This window comes from Rhodococcus sp. ARC_M12, assembly GCF_022810385.1.
In the GTDB taxonomy this organism is placed as follows: Bacteria; Actinomycetota; Actinomycetes; order Mycobacteriales; family Mycobacteriaceae; genus Rhodococcoides; species Rhodococcoides navarretei.
Genome location: NZ_JALGQI010000008.1, coordinates 226,212 through 243,237, shown reverse-complemented (window position 1 = coordinate 243,237; position 17,026 = coordinate 226,212). Strand labels below are relative to the sequence as shown.

Genomic DNA, 17,026 nt, shown 5'->3' with positions numbered 1-17,026 from the left:
GTGAGCGGAACTTCGTAGCACGCTACGAAGTTCCGCTCACCTGCTGTTACCAGATCCTGACGCGCTTCCCCGGCTCCAAGTACAGCGCATCTCCGGGCTGTACGTCGAACGCTTCGTGAAAACTGTCCAGATTGCGCACGACGCCGTTGCAACGGAACTCCGGCGGCGAGTGCGGATCGACGGCGAGTCGACGAATCGCCTCGGCGTCTCGTGCCTTGGTGCGCCACACCTGTGACCACCCGAAAAACACGCGCTGCAGCCCGCTCAGGCCGTCGAGCACCGGTGCGTCCTTGCCTTCGAGTGAGATCTCGTAGGCGGCGACGGCGATCGACAGACCACCCAGGTCGCCGATGTTCTCGCCGATGGTGAACTCACCGTTGACCTTGTGGCCGGGTAGCGCCTTGGGCTCGAACTCGTTGTACTGCTCGATGAGGGCCGTGGTGCGCTTGCCGAATTCGGTGCGGTCGTTGTCGGTCCACCAGTCGACCATGTTGCCGTCGCCGTCGTACTTGGCCCCCTGATCGTCGAATCCGTGGCCGATCTCGTGGCCGATGACGGCTCCGATACCGCCGTAGTTGGCCGCGTCGTCGGCCTCGGGGTCGAAGAACGGTGGCTGGAGAATGGCTGCGGGAAAGACGATCTCGTTCATGCCGGGGTTGTAGTAGGCGTTGACGGTCTGGGGCGTCATGAACCACTCGTCACGGTCGACGGGTCCGCCGAGCTTGTCCAGGTCGCGCTGGTAGTCCGCGGTGTAGCCGCGTCGGTAGTTGCCGAGCAGGTCGTCGGCGCTGATCTCGACGCTGGAGTAGTCGCGCCAGCGATCGGGGTAGCCGATCTTGGGGGTGAACTTGCCCAGCTTGTCCAACGCCTTCTCGCGCGTTTTCGGGCTCATCCATTCGAGCTCGGAGATGTTCCGGCGGTACGCCTCGGTGAGGTTGTCGACCAGCACCTTCATTCGAGCCTTGGAGTCGGCCGGGAAGTGGCGTTCGACGTACAGCTTGCCGACGGCCTCGCCGAGCACGTCCTGGACCAGGGAGACACCGCGCTTCCAGCGCTCGCGGTTCTCCTCCGTTCCGGTCAGCGTCGTTCCGTAGAACGCGAAGTTCTCGTCGACGATCGCGCTCGTCAGGAACGGTGCCCGCGAATGCACGACGCGCCAGGCCAGCCACGCCTTCCATGCTTCGATGTCCTCGGAATTCCACAGCGAGACGAAGGTGCTCAGGAACGGAGGCTGCCGAACCACGATCTCGGCGAACTGCTCGGTGGTGCTGCCGAGTCCGGAAATCCATGCAGCCCAGTTGAATCCGGCACCGTTCTTGACCAACGTGTCGTAGTCGACCAGGTTGTAGCTCTTCTCGGCGTCCCGCCTGGCCACGACGTCCCAGTGGCCGGCGGCGATCTTCTGCTCGAGGTCGAACACCGTCTGTGCGTCGTACTCGATACCGCTGAGCGCGAACATCTTCGAGATGTGCGCGAGGTAGCTCGCCCGAATGTCGGCGTACTCGTCCTGGCGGTAGTACGACTCGTCGGGCAGGCCGATGCCGGACTGGCTGAAGTGCACGAGGTAGCGATCGGACTGCTTGGCGTCGGTGTCGACGTAATGGCCGATGGCACCGCCCACGCCGGTGCGCTGCAGTGAGCCGAGAACGGTTGCGAGGGTGACGAGGTCGGTGGCGTCGGAGATGGCAGTGAGTTCGTCGGCGATCGGGGTGACGCCGAGTTGCTCCGCGCGATCGGCGTCCATGAAGCTCGAGAACAGGTCGCCGATCTTTTGTGCGTCGCTACCCGCGGGCGGGTTGGCGGCCGCGGATTCTTCGATGATCGTCTGTACGTCGACCTCGGCGCGGTCGTACAACGTGCGGAACGCACCGTCGACGGCGCGGTCGGCGGGGATGCTGTAATCCTCCAGCCATTTGCCGTTGACGTGCACGAAGAGGTCGTCCTGCGCGCGTGTGTTCTCGTCCTGGTAGCTGAGATCGATGCCCGAGTTCACTACTGAAGTCATCCGTCCATCTTTACACTCTTGCGCTTGATTGAACGGGTGTTTAATGTGCTGTACATGCGTACAGCATCGGAGGATCTCACCACCAGGGCTCGAATCCGCGACACCGCGATCGGCGTCTTCGGCTCCCAGGGCTTCACCGCAGGCGTGCGGTCCATCGCCACGGCCGCAGGTGTCTCTCCTGGGCTGCTCAATCACCACTTCGGGTCCAAGGACGGCCTGCGCACTGCGTGCGACGAGCACGTTCTGCGGGTGATCCGCGAGTCCAAGGCAGCGTCGTCCGCGCCCACCGGAATGATGGAACAGCTCGCCCGTATCGACGAGTACGCGCCGCTCGTCGCATACATCGTGCGGAGCTTCTCCGCAGGCGGCACGTTGGCGCGGGAGTTGTTCGAGCACATGGTCGACGACGCCGTGCGCTACATCGACGACGGCGTCCGCGACGGCCGGTTCACTCCCAGCCGAGACCCCGCGGCGCGGGCCCGATTCCTGACGCGTCAGAACGTCGGAGGCTTGCTGTTGTACGTGCAGATGGCCGGCCCCGACGTCGATTTCCGTGAGGCCCTGAGCGCGCTCGGTGACGAGATCACCCTTCCTGCACTCGAGCTCTACACCGACGGATTGTTCACCGACTCACAGGCTTTGAACACGTATCTGGAGGCCCGGACATGACCGACGCGATCGCAGTCGACGGACTGGTCAAGACGTTCGGTTCGGTCCGGGCCCTCGACGGACTGGACCTGCACGTGCCGACCGGTGAGGTGCACGGCTTCCTCGGACCCAACGGGGCCGGTAAATCCACGACCATCCGCGTGCTGCTCGGTCTCGTCCGCGCGACGGCGGGTCAGGTGCGCTTGCTCGGCGGCGACCCGTGGGCCGACCCTGTTGCACTGCATCGACGCCTCGCCTACGTCCCGGGCGACGTGACGCTGTGGCCGTCGCTGACCGGCGGTGAAGTGATCGATCTGCTCGGCCGAATGCGCGGTGGCGTCGACACCGCCCGCCGCGCCGAACTGCTCGACCGGTTCTCCCTCGATCCGAGCAAGCGCACCCGCACCTACTCCAAGGGCAATCGGCAGAAAGTCGCGCTGATCTCGGCCCTGGCCTCCGATGTCGAGTTGTTGATCCTCGACGAACCCACATCGGGACTCGATCCGCTGATGGAACAGCACTTCGGGGACTGCGTGAAAGATGCTGCCCGACGCGGAGTCACGGTGCTGCTGTCGTCGCACATCCTGTCCGAGGTGGATGCGCTGTGCAGTTCGGTGACGATCATCCGAGACGGGCGGACGGTCGATTCCGGGACCCTGGCCTCGATGCGACACCTCACGCGCACGACGATCACTGCCACTGTCGATCGAGTGCCCGTCGATCTGGAGTCACTCCCCGGGGTCGGTGCCGTGAGCGTGGACCGTTCCACCGTCACCTGCACGGTGGAGAACGAGGCCCTGCCGGCGCTGATGCGCGTCCTTGCCGACGCCGGAGTGCGGAGCCTGGTCAGTTCGCCGCCGACTCTCGAAGAACTGTTCCTGAGGTACTACGAATGAACTCCCTCGAGGGGACGGGCGCGCTGTTCCGGCTGTATCTGCGCCGCGATCGCCTGGTGGCGCCCATCTGGGTCGTTCTGCTCGGCGCGCTGCCGCTGCTGTACGCGGTCAGCTTCGAGGGCTTGTATCCGACGGCGGCAGACCGTCAGGCCTTCTACCTGGGCACTGTGGCTATGCCGGCACAAGCGGCGCTCGTCGGCCCGATCTTCGGAAGCGATCTGGGCGCTCTGGTGTCGTGGCGCTCGGGACTGGTGCTGGCGCTGGTTCCGCTGGCGGCAATCCTCACCGTGGTGCGGCACACCCGAGGTGAGGAGGACGCGGGTCGGACCGAGCTGATCGGATCGACGGCGGTGGGTCGATACGCCGGACTGGCCGCGGCGATCTCGCTGGCGGGCACCGGGGTGGCGGCGACGGGCGCGTTGTCGTCGATCACGCTGTGGGCATTCGGGCTCCCGGTGGCCGGGAGCGTCGCGTACGGGGCGTCGGTCGTCGTCGTCGGTCTCGTCTTCGTCGGCTGTGCGGCCGTGGCGGCGCAGGTGGCGTCGGGGGCGCGGGCGGCTCGCGGCTATGCCCTCGGCGTGCTCGCGGCGGCATTCGTGCTGCGGGCGATCGGCGATGCGGGCTCGGGCACCCTGTCGTGGCTCTCGCCGATCGGGTGGTCGGCGCAGGTGCGACCGTTCGCAGGCGAGAGGTGGTGGCCGATGCTGATGTCACTGGCCACCGCAGCACTGCTTCTCGCTGCCGCCGTCAGGGCGGCCGAGCGTCGCGATCTCGGGAGCGGACTGCTGGCCGAACGCCGTGGCCGAGCATCGGCCGCGTCCACACTGGCCGGGCCCGTTGCGCTCGCCTGGCGACTGACCCGCGGGGCCTCCTTCGGCTGGACCGTCGGAATTGCCCTGTTCGGCATCGCCATCGGGTTGTCCGCCCGCGGTATAGGCGGACAGCTCGGCAGCAGTGCGGCCATCAGCGACGCACTGGAGAAATTCGGTGGCAGCACCGTCGAACAGTCGTTCATCGCCGCTGTACTGAGCATCGTCGGCGTCGTCGTTGCGGCATATTCGGTCTCGGCCCTGCTGCGGCTGCACAGCGAGGAGGAGGCAGGCCTGGCGGAGGTCGTGCTGGCCACCGGGATCTCACGCCTGCGGTGGCTGGCAGGCCATCTGCTGTTCGCCGTCCTGGGCCCAGCGTGGCTGCTCCTGGTCGTCGGCGTCACCATCGGGCTGCCGTACGGGTCGGCCACCGGGGATATCGCAGGCGAACTGCGGTCCGTGGTGGGCGGCGCATTGATTCAGCTCCCGGCCGTGTGGGTGGTGACGGCCATCGGCGTGGCTCTGTTCGGCGCTGTCCCTCGATTCGCGACCGTCCTGTGGGCGATCCTGGGCGGATTCGTCGCCCTCGGCCAGATCGGTGCGGTGGTGGGCCTGCCGCAGCCGTGGCTCGACCTCTCGCCCTTCACGCACGTTCCGCGATTGCCGGGAGCAGCACTGTCCCTTGCGCCGATCGGGTGGCTCGTCGTCACTGCCGTCGGTGTCGGCATCATCGGGTCGGCAGCATTCCGGCGAAGAGACATCCGAGGGTGATGCTGGTCGAATAGCATTGTCGATGGCCGATATGTCCGGCCCGGCGGTGAGCGTCCGGTCCGGTGATGCTCGGCCGGAATCCGCATGGAGGTTGTGTGAACTCGACATTCCTCCGCGTGTGGTGGAACCAGCCGCACAGCTACGAGTCGGTGGTGAGCTACCTCGGTTTGCACGGTGCGCTCGCACCGTATCGCCTCGCCGCAGCACTGAGCACGTTCTCGTACGGGCTCGGCGCCGGCGCACTGCTGTTGCTCACCGACACGCCTCCGACCTCCGTGATCGGTAGGTCCGTCTTCGTCGCAGCGATCGTCTCGACACTCGTGGTCGGTGTCGCCTGGCTGAAGGCTCCATGGCCGTCGAAGCGTGTGTCCCTGTCGTTCGCCGCGTACTCGGACATCGGAGTAACGCTGGTTCTGTTGTCGTACGGATCGCCTCAGACCCTCTTCTTGGCGCTCGCGCTGCTCGCGGCCAACAGTGTCTACGTACAGCTCTTCCACAGTGCAAGGGTGATGGCGCTGCATCTGTTGTGGGCCGGGGCAACCGTGGTGCTGTTCTTCGTGCTCATCCTGCTGTCGCCGGACACCGATCACGGACTGGCCGTCGCGCAACTCGTGGTGCTGATACCCATCACATTCATGGGCCCGACGTTCTTCCAGTACCTGCTGCTCAAACTGCAGGTCCAGGCACAGGCCGCCAACTTCGACCCACTCACGCAGGTGCGCAACCGTCGAGGACTCGACGAGGCCCTACCGGTGTATTTCCTCGGTGCGACCGATGTATCGGTGATGGTCGTCGATGTGGACCGGTTCAAGTCGATCAACGACAGATTCGGTCACCACCAGGGGGATGCGGCCCTGCAACTCGTCGCACGTCGATTGACGACGGACGGGGTGCTGGTTGCGCGGGTGGGCGGTGAGGAATTCGCGGTGGTGACCAAATCGGCCGAGGACGAGGCCCTCGCACTGGCCGAGAAGTATCGCTGTGCCGCGCATTCCGCAGGGGACCCCGCGCCCCTGACGGTGAGCATCGGCGTCGCGCACTGCAGCGCCGTGAGCTCGGAGGCCGGTGCCGACGTCGTCGAACGCACCAGGCTACTGCTGCGTCGAGCCGACGCGGCGATGTACGAAGCCAAGCGTCAGGGCGGTAACCAGGTGGTCGTAGCGGGCACGTCACCCCGAGGCGACCGGACCGCCTGAGGCGGCCGAGTCGCCTCGGTCGCGACTCAATTGGGCGTGGACTCGTCGAACCTGTTCTCGAGATTCTGCTGAAATTCGTCGGCGCATTGCTGTTGCGCTGTCGTGTCGCTGCCTGCGTTGTTCAGGCACTCGGTGAAGTCCTGACCACCGCCTGCGTTGAACAGGCCGACGCCGACGACGACGAGAACGATGGACAGAGCTGCGGCCACGAAACCGAGAATGATCGCGATGAGCGACACGGTGCCGTTGGTGGCGGTGCGTTTCTTGTACCTGGACCGTCCGATGAAGCCGAGGACGATGGCGATCAGGCCGAGAACGATGCCGCCGACGATGGTCCAGGAGAACAGCACGCCCAGAATCGCCAGGACCAGAGCCACCGTGCCCATGGTGTTCTTCGGCGCCACCGGCTGTTGTTGATACCCGCCCTGCTGGGGGTACTCACCAGGTGAAGGATAGTTTCCGGGAGGGGGATAGTTTCCGGGCGGCGGATTCTGATTCGACACGTTGAGTACCTCCGAAATCGGCGATCGTGAACGCTGGGAGTGTATGCGGGTGTCTGCGATGAGCCCAGGCCCCACATGTTGCCGTGATCAACTTGTCATCGAACACGTATGTCAACCGCCGAGTCGCGAATGCATCTCCCAGATCAATACCTCGGCCGGCTCTGCGGCGGTGATACGTTGTCCGCCAGTCGAACTCATGCGGACGGCGTCGCCCTCCCAGAGCTCGCCCACACCCTCGAGCGTGACGGTGCCGCGCGCGACGAACAGGTGCACGAACGGGGCATCGGGAACTGTCACCGAGGTACCGGGCAGCAGCCTTGCCGCATGTAGCGCTGCCGACTTCTGGCCGATGGTGATTGCTGCCCGGCCACGATGCTTGTCCATTCCCGACGCGACGGTGACCAGCCCGCCCCGCAGTAGTTCGTCACCGATCTCGAGCTGTTCGTAACCGGGTTGTGCACCGGGGCTGTCCGGGAGCACCCACATCTGCACGAAGCGAACGGGTTCGGTGTGCCTGTTGCCGTCGATGCTCCAGGAATCGTTCTTCTCGGAGTGCATGATGCCCTTGCCTGCGGTCATCCGTTGCGCGAGGCCGGGATAGATGATTCCGGAGTGTCCGATGGAATCCTGATGCACCAGCGAACCCTGCACCACCCACGTGACGATCTCCATGTCGCGATGCGGATGCGTCTCGAAACCTTGACCGGCAGTGACGATGTCGTCGTTGTTGACCAGCAACAGTCCGTGATGGGTGTTGTCCGGGTCGTAGTGCTGACCGAACGAGAACGAATGTTTCGAGTCCAGCCAGGACACACGGGTTTTCGATCGATCACCGGCGCGGTGCACGTCGATGTGGGCGGTCAGTGGAACGGACATGTTTCCACTCTACGAGCATGTCTGTGCACCGGCGTACGACCTGCATAACGTTCGGGTGTCTTTGCTGTCGGTGTGTGGGTGCCGCCGCGAGTGGGTAGGTTTCGCTGCGTACGGTCACAAGCTCCGCAAACTCCCACGAAGGCGGCGAGAGATTCTCATGGTCGGTTCCAGCTCGAGTGTGGCACGCACGGTCGAACCCCAGCTCGAGGATGCTCTGGCAACCTGGTTGCCAGGTCAACGGTGGTTCGGCGCAAAGGGTTCGACGGTGATTGCGGTGCGGATCGTCGCGCGTGACGTGCTGGCGGACGAGCCGCATTTCGCGGCCGAGCATCTGCTGGTGGAGGTGCAGCTGACGCAGGACGGCGCGGCGGTGACGCAGACCTACCAGGTGCCCCTGGGCTTCAGGACCGAACTGACCGACGACCTTCGGCCGTGGGTGCTGCCCGTGACGGGCGAGGTGGCCGTGTTCGACGGTTTGCGGGACCCCGAGATCATCGGCCTGTACGGTGACGCGCTCGCTGTCGGAAAGGCCACGGGTAGCATCGATTTCAAGATCGTGGGCGGTTCGAGTGTGCCGAGCGGTCTGCGCGGTCGGGTTCTGGGGGCGGAGCAGTCCAACACTTCGGTGATTCTCGGTGATCTGCTGTTGCTCAAGCTGTTTCGCCAGGTACCGCCGGGGATCAGTCCGGATGTGGAGCTGCATCGCGCGCTGGCGGAGGCCGGCAGTGTCAACGTCGCGCCGCTTCGGGGCTGGCTCGAAGCCGAGGTCGGCGGTGAGCCCACGACGCTCGGCATGGCTCAGGATTTCGCCGCGAACTCCGCCGAGGGCTGGACTGCGGCGCTGGCCAGCGTGCAAGAGGTGTTCGATTCTCCGCAGACACCGATCGAAGACCTGCCGGCCGACTTCGCCCCGGACGCGCGTCGAATCGGAGCGGCCGTGGCGCAGGTGCACCACGACTTGGCGTCGGTGCTGGGCACCGCCGAACGGTCGGTGGAATCGACCGCCGTCGAGGAGATTCTTGCCCGCATCTCGGGCGTGGCGCGGGTGGTGCCGGAGATTGCGGAGTACATCCCGGCGGCGACCGCTCTGATCTCGCGGGCGGAGGCGTCGAACAGCACCACGGTGCAGCGCATCCACGGCGATCTTCATCTGGGGCAGGTGTTGGGTACTCCCGAGCGGTGGCTGCTCATCGATTTCGAGGGTGAGCCGGCGAAGACCTTGGCCGAGCGTAGGCAGATGGACAGCGCTCTGCGTGACGTGGCGGGAATGCTGCGCTCGTTCGACTATGCAGCCAATCACCTGCTGGTCGACCTGCCCGAGGACTCGTCGGCACGAGAACGAGCCGAGAAGTGGGCGGCCCGCAGCATTGCAGCATTCTTCGACGGATACGCCTCGGTGGCCGGGCACGATCCCCGCGAGGAGGCCGACCTATTGCGCGCATACGAGCTGGACAAGGCCGTGTACGAAGTTCTGTACGAGGCGCGCAACCGGCCTACCTGGCTGTCGTTGCCGATGCGCGCCGTGGCGCGCCTGGTGAGCTGAGCGGTGAGCTGGGGGGCGGGAGTGGAGCCTGCAGTAACGACCTTGGGGGGCGGGAGTGGAGCCTGCAGTAACGACCTTGGGGGGCGGGAGTGGAGCCTGCAGTAACGACCCAGGGGTCGTGGTCGACCGGCCCGTCTACGACAAGTACCGTATTGCCTGACACGGGAGGCAGGACATGAACGGTATCTTGGCAATTTTCGGCATCGCGGTGGTCGTCATCACCATCGTCGTAGTGGTCGTGCTCGTCGCGGTGTTGTTCGTCGCATCGATCAAGCCCGACAGTCTCAACATCGACCTGGATCGCAAGAAGCGCGCTCGGGAAGAAAGTTCCACCAAGGCCTGAGATCTCCGTCACGCCCGAGACTGATTCGGTCGCGGGCAGAGTTGTATCGAGTCGAAGCGCCGACCGACGCTTCCGGTTCAACAACTGGAGACCTCGTGAGCACTTCCCTGAAAGTCCCGGCCGCGTCCGGGCCGGTGGGCTGTGCGCCTCGCATCAGGTCGCGGATGCTCGGGGAGTCGGTGCTCGCTCAGTTCACACGCTTCGTGGTCGTCGGGGTGTCGAGCAACGGTGTGTACGCCCTGTTGTTCGTCGCCCTCGCTTCTCTGGGATCGTTCACGGCCAACCTCGCAGGTGTGGCCTCGAGTACCGTCCTTGCCAACGAACTCCACCGCCGCCACACCTTTCATGCGGCCGGACGTGTGGGCTGGTTCCAGACGCAGTGGGAAGCCGGGGGACTGGCCCTGATCGGGTTGGGTCTGAGTACCGCCTCACTGGCCGCTATGCACGTCCTGTTTCCAGCTGCACCGACGTACGTGCAGGCTCTCGTCGTCGTCGTTGTGAGTGGCATCTTCGGAGCCGCTCGGTTCCTCGCTCTCCGTGGCTGGGTCTTCCGTCCGGCGACGCTCGCGTCCTCAGGTTCCATTCTCGATCCTCGCTGAGCTGTGACGTCGCACCATTCGGTGCGGACGTCGATTGCTACCTCTAACAGAATCCGGGCAAGGCTCCACACGTCACGCATGTATCGCCCTAGGCTTGCGAGCTGACGTCAACGCGAGGAGGCATCTCGATGGCCAGGGATCTGACACAGCTCGAGCTTCTGCAAGAGCTGGTGCCCACTGCCGAGGACAATGTGAACCGGCACATTTCGATGGCGCGGGAGTGGCACCCTCACGATTACGTTCCGTGGGACGAGGGCCGGAACTTCGCCGCACTCGGCGGTAAGGACTACGACCCGGAGCAGTCCAAGCTCTCCGACGTCGCGCAGGCCGCGATGATCACCAACCTGCTCACCGAGGACAACCTGCCGTCCTACCACCGTGAGATCGCCGAGAACTTCTCCCAGGACGGTGCCTGGGGAACGTGGGTCGGCCGCTGGACCGCCGAGGAGAACCGTCACGGCATCGTCATGCGCGACTACCTCGTCGTCACCCGCGGCGTCGATCCCGTCGCCCTCGAAGAGGCCCGGATGATCCACATGACCAACGGGTACGTCTCGCCCGCCGGTGCGGGGGTCGGTCTGCTGCACTCGGTCGCGTACGTGACCTTCCAGGAACTCGCCACCCGCGTCTCGCACCGCAACACCGGCAAGGTCTGCGACGATCCGATCGCCGACCGGATGCTTCAGCGCATCGCCGCCGACGAGAACCTGCACATGATCTTCTACCGCAACATCACCGGTGCGGCGATGGACATCTCGCCCGATCAGACGTTGCAGGCGGTCTCCGACATCGTGATGAACTTCGTCATGCCCGGTGCCGGGATGCCGAACTTCCGCCGCAACGGTGTGCTGATGGCCAAGCACGGCATCTACGACCTGCGTCAGCACCTAGAGGACGTCGTCTGGCCGGTGCTGCGCAAGTGGAGCGTGTTCGAGCGCAACGACTTCACCGCCCGCGGTGAGAACAAGCGCGAAGAACTCGCCGCGTTCCTCGAAGACCTCGAGCGTCAGGCCACCAAGTTCGAGGAGATGCGTGATCGCTCCCTCGCCCGCGAACGTGCGAAGGCCGAGTAGCGCGCGTCCTAGTGCCTGCGGCAGTGGCGTGATTATGTGCCGCCCGGGGCACATAATCACGCCACTGCGGCGAAGCCGCATACTGGGGTGTGAACGAATTCTGGGACCGCATTTCCGCGGTGAGTCCTGATCCACCGGTGTGGATCGTCCAAGTTGCCGCGCTGGCCGCTCTTGTCATCGTGGTACTGCCGCAGACCTGGCGCATCGCCCGCAATGTCGTGACCATCGCGCACGAGGGCGCGCATCTGTTCGTCGCACTGATCACCGGCCGACAACTGATGGGGCTGCGACTGCACTCCGACACCTCCGGCGTCGCGATCTCCAAGGGAAAGCCCACCGGCCTCGGCGTCATCGCGATGACGTTCGCCGGCTACGTGGGGCCGTCGCTGTTGGGGCTCGGTGCTGCCCTGGTGCTCGGGACGCAGCATGCGGTCGCGGTGCTGTGGATCGGCGTCATCTCGATTGCGTTGATGCTGTTGATGATTCGCAACATCTACGGCTTGCTGTCTCTCGTAACTGTCGGCGCTGCCCTGTTCGTCGTGTCCTGGTGGGGCACCGGAGAGCAGCAGGTCGCTGCGGCGTACTTCATCACGTTCTTCCTGCTGATCGCCGGTCCGCGCCCCGTTCTCGAACTGCAGAAATCCCGCAGCGCAGGACGGGCTCGGGACTCCGACGCCGATCAGCTGGCCCGATTGACCTTCCTGCCGGGCATCGTCTGGGTCGGCCTGTTCCTGCTCGTCACCGTCGGCTCATTGGCGTTGGGGGCGTGGCGCATTCTCGTTCCGGTGCAGTGACGACCGGCCTCGGTGTCAGCCGTCCGTCTGCCCACTGTCCGTCAACGACCTCACCAGTCGCGTGATGCGCTCTGCTCGGGTCTGCTCTCGCGCAGCGTTGTCGATGGGCATCAACAATTGACGGCGCTCGCTCGGCCGCTTCCGTTCCCACGCGGATGTGCAGTGCGCCGCCTCCATCGCCTCGGCGACATCCTGCGGGACAGGTACCAGATCGGGGTCGGCCGGTTCGAATTCGCACGACACCAGATCACCGGGACGGACGCCCAACCGGCGCTGAAGTCCTGCGCCGATGTAGACGAACGACCCGGGCATCACACTCGAATCTGCTTTGTTGAGACCGAGATTGAGACTCAGCCCCTCGATCGAACCGTCGATCCGGCGAGTCGGCCAGCGCTCCGCTGCCTCGACCAAACGAGCCGGAACACGGATGATCGTGTACGTGTTCTTGCCCCACGTCAACGGTTCCAGCACTGCGTCGAATCGAAAGCGGTCACTCACGAGTGCCTCGCATAATCGATACGAGAGAAGGGAATTTCGCCCATAATCGCAGCATAATTGAGCGATTGACTGCGGAACGAAGACTCGCGTCGAACCCCTTGCCGATCCAGACTCACGCGTCTTCGAGGTCGACCAGTGAGAACTGCGCTAGAACACCACCCACAGCAGTGATGCGACGGCGAAGATCGCCAGTCCCAGTGTGGTTTCCATGACGGTCCATGTCTTGAGGGTGGTCTTCTCGTCCATGCCGAAGAAGCGGCTGACGAGCCAGAAGCCGGAATCGTTGACGTGCGACAGCACGGTGGCTCCGGCAGCCAGTGCGAACACCAGCAGCGCGATCTTGAAGTTGCTCAGATCCAGCTCCGCCACCTGCACCGAGATCAGCCCGGCGGTGGTGGTGAGAGCGACGGTGGCCGAACCCTGCGCGACGCGTAGCGCGGTGGCGATCAGGAAGGCCTGCAGCAGAATCGGCAGCCCGATATCGGACAACGAGGAGGTGAGCGACTGCCCGATGCCGCTGGCCCGCAGCACTCCACCGAACATGCCGCCTGCACCGGTGATCAGGATGATCGAGCAGATGGGCCCGAGCGCCTGATCCATGTACTTGGCACCGTCGGCCACAGGGAAGCGCCCCGGCGCGAGGATGAACAGAGCCAGGAGCAGGGTGATGAGCAGTGCAATGGGAGTTTGACCGATGAGTGTCAGCGCTGCTGCCCAGGTCTCGTCTCCGGTCAGCACACCCGACGTGGTCAGAGTGTTGACGACGGTGTTGAGGGAGATCAGTACGAGCGGCGTCAGCAGGATGAACAGCACCGCACCGAACTTCGGCGCAGGGTCGCGGAGGCCGGCCATCTCCTTGTCGTGTGCTTCGGAGTTGGCTGCGCCGTCGGAGAAGAGGTCGGCGGGCAGTGTGTGGAACCGCTTGCCGAGCTGCGTACCAACGAGATACGAGCCGACGAACCAGGAGACGACTGCGACGGGAACTCCGACCAGCAGTACCGATCCGATGTCTCCGCCGAGGAGGTCGGTGGCGGCAACCGGGCCGGGGTGCGGGGGAACGATCGCGTGCATCGCTGCGAACGCGCCCGCAGTGGGGAGTGCGTACAGCAGCACCGAACCACCGAAGCGCTTGGCGACGGTGAAGATGATCGGCAGGAACACGACGAGTCCGGCGTCGAAGAAGATGGGGAAGCCGAAGATGAGTGCGGCGACACCCAGGGCGAGCGGTGCGCGTTTGGCACCGAATCGGTTGATCAGGGTGTCGGCCAACACTTGTGCCCCGCCGGTGATCTCGAGCAGTCTGCCCACCATCACGCCCAGGGCGACGAGTAGGGCGACAGATCCGAGTGTGGAACTGAAGCCCGAGAGCAGGGCCGACGGCACGTCTGCCAGGGGGATTCCGGCCGCGACGGCGGTAACCGCGCTGACCAGGACCAGTGAGACGAAGGCGTGCAGTTTCACCTTCATGATGAGGAACAGCAGAATTGCGACGGCTGCGGCGGCGATCAGCAGCAGTGCTGTCGTTCCGTATGCCGGTTCGATCGGATCCATCGGTGTACCTCGTTCGCTCGGCTCGAATTTTGACCATAACGGACAGGCCGGACGTCGCGCGGGGTAACGAGCGCCGGTTGTCGGTCGACTTCGGTCGGGTGGAGTACGGTGCGGGTATGAGTGATGGGGATCACGTAATGGGTGGGGACGGCTCCAAAGTTCAGGCGAAGGAGCAATTGCGCGAGCAGGCTCAGCGCTACGCTGCGGCTGCGCGCCTGAAGATGAAGGAGCGCCGCGCAAACGCGTCCGGTGGTCTCGGAGCTGTTGTCGCCGAACGCGCGGGCAGTTGGGACCTCGACGACCAGGACACCGTGGCGATGGATCGTCAGCAGCGGCTGTGGAACGGGGTGATGGACCGGTACTTCCGGATGGAGATCGACGGTTGGGAGACCATCCCCGAGTCGCCGGTGCTGGTCGTGGGGGTGCACTCGGGTGCGCCGTTCGTGTGGGACGCGTGGACCGTCGGTGCGCAATGGTGGCGACACTTCGGCGAGAAGCGAATTCTGCACGGAACAGCACACGACGCATTGATGGCGTTCCCGTTGATCGGCAAAGTCTTTCGATCCATGGGTGTACTTCCCGCGGCACCGGACTCGATGTCGACGGCGCTGGCCGAGGGGCGCGACGTGATCGTGTGGCCGGGCGGTGAGGTCGATTCGTTGCGGCCCTGGAGCAAGCGAGACGAGGCCACCCTCGGTGGTCGGACCGGCTTCGTCAAGCTCGCCATCCGCATGGGTGTCCCCATCGTGCCGGTGGCGACAGTGGGTGGGGCCGACGCGATGCCGGTGCTCATTCGCGGTGACAAGCTGTCGAAAGCGCTGAAGCTGGACAAGATTGCACGGTTGAAGGTGTTTCCGATCGCGATCTCGCTTCCCTGGATAATCGCGCCCGCCGCGCTGCCTCAGATTCCGTTGCCTGCCAAGATCCGTACCCGTTTCATGCCGCCGGTCGAACTGGACCACGATCCGGCTCGGTGCGAGGACGAGGCGTACGTCGACGCCAAGTACGACGAGGTGCGTGCGAGCATCCAATCCGGAATGGACGCTCTCGCCAGTAAGCGAAAGTTCCCCGTCTTCGGCTGATTCGCGGCTGTCCTGGCAACGCGGACCGAAGCTGACCGCGATCGTTTCTAGCGTCCTCGTCGTACGGATTCACTCAGTGCGACAAGGGGCGTCAACAGATGATCGAAACATTCGGATTGACCAAGACTTTCCGGCAGGGCAAGAAGACCGTGGAGGCGGTGCGGGGCATCGATCTGACGATCGGTGAGGGCGAGCTCGTGGCTCTGCTCGGCCCCAACGGGGCGGGCAAGTCGACCACCTTGCGGATGCTGACCACCCTGCTGGCACCGACGTCCGGCTCGGCTCGGATCGCCGGATTCGACGTAGCGAAAGATCGGGACGGGGTTCGTCGGAGCCTCGGCTACGTGGGGCAGGGCAACGGCGCGGGCCACAATCAACGCGTCCGTGACGAGCTTGTTGTGCAGGGCCAGTGCTACGGCATGACGCGTCGGCGATCACGCAGTCGCGCAGACGAATTGATCGCCGCTCTCGAACTCGGCGAGCTTGCCGAGCGCACCGTCTCGACTCTCTCCGGTGGGCAGCGGCGACGACTCGACATCGCGCTGGGGCTGGTGCACCGTCCGCCCCTGTTGTTTCTCGACGAGCCGACCACCGGAATGGATCCGCAGAGCCGAGCGAACCTGTGGGACCACATTCTGCGGCTCAGGCGCGAAATGGGCACCACCATCGTGCTCACCACGCACTATCTCGACGAGGCCGATTCGATGGCCGAGCGAGTGATCGTCGTCGATCGCGGCACCGTCATCGCCGATGACACCGCCGCGGCGCTCAAGTCGGAACTGGCAGGTGATCTCGTGGTCCTCGCCGTCTCCGACGCGTCGGCGCTCCTGCCGTTGCTCGACGGTGTTGCTGGGATCAGAGACGTGACGGTCGCGGGTTCGCGGCTGAACATTCGGGTCGAGCGAGCCGAGGTGGTCCTTCCGGAATTGCTGCGCCGCAGTCAATCCCACGGAATCGACGTACTGACTGCCGATATGACGCGACCGACCCTCGACGATGTGTTCCTCGGCCTCACCGGGCGAAGTCTTCGTGAGAGCGCCAACGTGTCCCTCGAAACCGCGGGCACGGCAGGAGAACTCCGATGAACGTTCTCTCGGGCAGCACATTGGTGATGGGTCGGGAGCTGCGGCCGATGCTCCGCGATCCGTTCACCGTCACCTTCAGTCTCATCCAACCGTTGATTCTCCTGGCGCTGTTCGGCCCCCTGCTCACCGAGGTCCCCGGTCTGGGCAACGGAAGTGTCTGGGACTGGTTCGTTCCCGGGGTACTCGCGATGATCACCATCTTCGGAACGTCGATGACGGGCTCGAATCTGTTGGCCGAGTTGCAACAGGGTTCGCACGAACGAATGTCGGTGACACCGTTGCCGCGAGCGGCGCTGCTCGTCGGGCGCGCGTTCAAGGAAATGGTGCCGCTGGCAGCTCAGGCCGTGCTGATCATCCTGGTGGCATTGCCGCTCGGCCTGTCCGTGAATCCGATCGGTGCAGCCGTGGGAATCGTGCTGCTCGGGGTGTTCGGAGTCGGGCTCGGTGCCTTGTCCTATGCATTGGCTTTGTCTGTGCGCGGCCAGGATTGGGTGTTCTGGTCCATCCAGCAGACGCTGATGTTCCCGTTGCTGATTCTCTCGGGCACGATGCTGCCGCTGACCACCGCCCCGGGGTGGATGCAGTTCCTGGTGAACATCAACCCTCTCGGATATCTCGTCGACGCCGAACGTGCACTGTTCGCCGGTGACTTCGCGAGTTCGACGGTGACGGCAGGTGTCGTTGCAGCGGTCGCGACCGCAGCGGTCGGACTTGCCGTCGGGATCCGGGCTATGGGTTCCTCGCGGGTGTGACG

At 64.8% G+C, this 17,026-nt stretch carries 17 protein-coding genes; 12 read left to right on the top strand and 5 right to left on the bottom strand.

Annotated elements, in window-relative coordinates:
* Positions 1-46: 46 nt before the first annotated feature.
* Entirely contained in the window at positions 47-2,005 is a 1,959-nt protein-coding gene (locus tag MTX35_RS12725; RefSeq protein WP_243595303.1) for a M13 family metallopeptidase, read from the bottom strand.
* A 54-nt stretch (positions 2,006-2,059) separates the two neighbouring features.
* On the opposite strand from MTX35_RS12725, the gene MTX35_RS12720 reads away from it, so the two are divergent.
* The 4 genes from MTX35_RS12720 (at position 2,060) to MTX35_RS26015 (ending at position 6,325) form a co-directional block, all read left to right on the top strand.
* Positions 2,060-2,674: a TetR/AcrR family transcriptional regulator gene (locus MTX35_RS12720; protein WP_243595302.1), complete on the top strand. Its 615-nt coding sequence runs from the start codon at positions 2,060-2,062 to the stop codon at positions 2,672-2,674.
* Entirely contained in the window at positions 2,671-3,549 is an 879-nt protein-coding gene (locus tag MTX35_RS12715) for an ABC transporter ATP-binding protein (protein WP_243595301.1), read from the top strand. Before MTX35_RS12720 ends, MTX35_RS12715 begins: the two co-directional genes overlap by 4 nt.
* A complete protein-coding gene (locus MTX35_RS12710) occupies positions 3,546-5,129 on the top strand; it encodes an ABC transporter permease (protein ID WP_243595300.1) in 1,584 nt (527 codons plus the stop codon). The genes MTX35_RS12715 and MTX35_RS12710 overlap by 4 nt, the downstream gene beginning before the upstream one ends.
* A 95-nt stretch (positions 5,130-5,224) precedes the next feature.
* Entirely contained in the window at positions 5,225-6,325 is a 1,101-nt protein-coding gene (locus MTX35_RS26015; protein WP_243595299.1) for a GGDEF domain-containing protein, read from the top strand.
* 26 nt (positions 6,326-6,351) lie between these two features.
* Here MTX35_RS26015 and MTX35_RS12700 read toward each other — a convergent pair whose 3' ends face one another.
* Together MTX35_RS12700 and MTX35_RS12695 are read right to left on the bottom strand one after the other, a co-directional pair.
* Positions 6,352-6,729 (bottom strand): DUF4190 domain-containing protein, encoded by a 378-nt coding sequence (locus MTX35_RS12700; RefSeq protein WP_243595298.1) that lies wholly within the window; start codon positions 6,727-6,729, stop codon positions 6,352-6,354.
* 210 nt (positions 6,730-6,939) lie between these two features.
* Positions 6,940-7,704, bottom strand: coding sequence for a pirin-like bicupin family protein (locus tag MTX35_RS12695; RefSeq protein WP_243595297.1), 765 nt, complete (start codon positions 7,702-7,704; stop codon positions 6,940-6,942).
* A 157-nt stretch (positions 7,705-7,861) separates the two neighbouring features.
* Here MTX35_RS12695 and MTX35_RS12690 point away from each other — a divergent pair, with 157 nt between their 5' ends.
* The 5 genes from MTX35_RS12690 (at position 7,862) to MTX35_RS12670 (ending at position 12,056) form a co-directional block, all read left to right on the top strand.
* Positions 7,862-9,247, top strand: coding sequence for a hypothetical protein (locus MTX35_RS12690; protein WP_243595296.1), 1,386 nt, complete (start codon positions 7,862-7,864; stop codon positions 9,245-9,247).
* Between the two features lie 175 nt (positions 9,248-9,422).
* On the top strand, positions 9,423-9,590 hold the full coding sequence (locus tag MTX35_RS12685) for a hypothetical protein (protein WP_170945796.1): 168 nt from the start codon (positions 9,423-9,425) through the stop codon (positions 9,588-9,590).
* 95 nt (positions 9,591-9,685) lie between these two features.
* Positions 9,686-10,189, top strand: coding sequence for a GtrA family protein (locus MTX35_RS12680; RefSeq protein WP_243595295.1), 504 nt, complete (start codon positions 9,686-9,688; stop codon positions 10,187-10,189).
* Between the two features lie 128 nt (positions 10,190-10,317).
* Complete coding sequence (locus MTX35_RS12675; protein ID WP_243595294.1) at positions 10,318-11,262, top strand: acyl-ACP desaturase; 945 nt, start codon at positions 10,318-10,320, stop codon at positions 11,260-11,262.
* An 89-nt stretch (positions 11,263-11,351) separates the two neighbouring features.
* A complete protein-coding gene (locus tag MTX35_RS12670) occupies positions 11,352-12,056 on the top strand; it encodes a M50 family metallopeptidase (RefSeq protein ID WP_243595293.1) in 705 nt (234 codons plus the stop codon).
* A gap of 15 nt (positions 12,057-12,071) precedes the next feature.
* On the opposite strand, the gene MTX35_RS26010 is transcribed toward MTX35_RS12670, so the two are convergent.
* Positions 12,072-12,554 (bottom strand): YdeI/OmpD-associated family protein, encoded by a 483-nt coding sequence (locus MTX35_RS26010; RefSeq protein WP_243595292.1) that lies wholly within the window; start codon positions 12,552-12,554, stop codon positions 12,072-12,074.
* 147 nt (positions 12,555-12,701) lie between these two features.
* Entirely contained in the window at positions 12,702-14,105 is a 1,404-nt protein-coding gene (locus tag MTX35_RS12660; protein ID WP_243595291.1) for a GntP family permease, read from the bottom strand.
* A 116-nt stretch (positions 14,106-14,221) separates the two neighbouring features.
* On the opposite strand from MTX35_RS12660, the gene MTX35_RS12655 reads away from it, so the two are divergent.
* The 3 genes from MTX35_RS12655 to MTX35_RS12645 all read left to right on the top strand — a co-directional run bounded on the left by MTX35_RS12655 (position 14,222) and on the right by MTX35_RS12645 (position 17,024).
* On the top strand, positions 14,222-15,187 hold the full coding sequence (locus MTX35_RS12655; protein WP_243595290.1) for a lysophospholipid acyltransferase family protein: 966 nt from the start codon (positions 14,222-14,224) through the stop codon (positions 15,185-15,187).
* A 98-nt stretch (positions 15,188-15,285) separates the two neighbouring features.
* A complete protein-coding gene (locus MTX35_RS12650) occupies positions 15,286-16,272 on the top strand; it encodes an ATP-binding cassette domain-containing protein (protein ID WP_243595289.1) in 987 nt (328 codons plus the stop codon).
* Positions 16,269-17,024 (top strand): ABC transporter permease, encoded by a 756-nt coding sequence (locus tag MTX35_RS12645; RefSeq protein WP_243595288.1) that lies wholly within the window; start codon positions 16,269-16,271, stop codon positions 17,022-17,024. Before MTX35_RS12650 ends, MTX35_RS12645 begins: the two co-directional genes overlap by 4 nt.
* Positions 17,025-17,026: the final 2 nt, after the last annotated feature.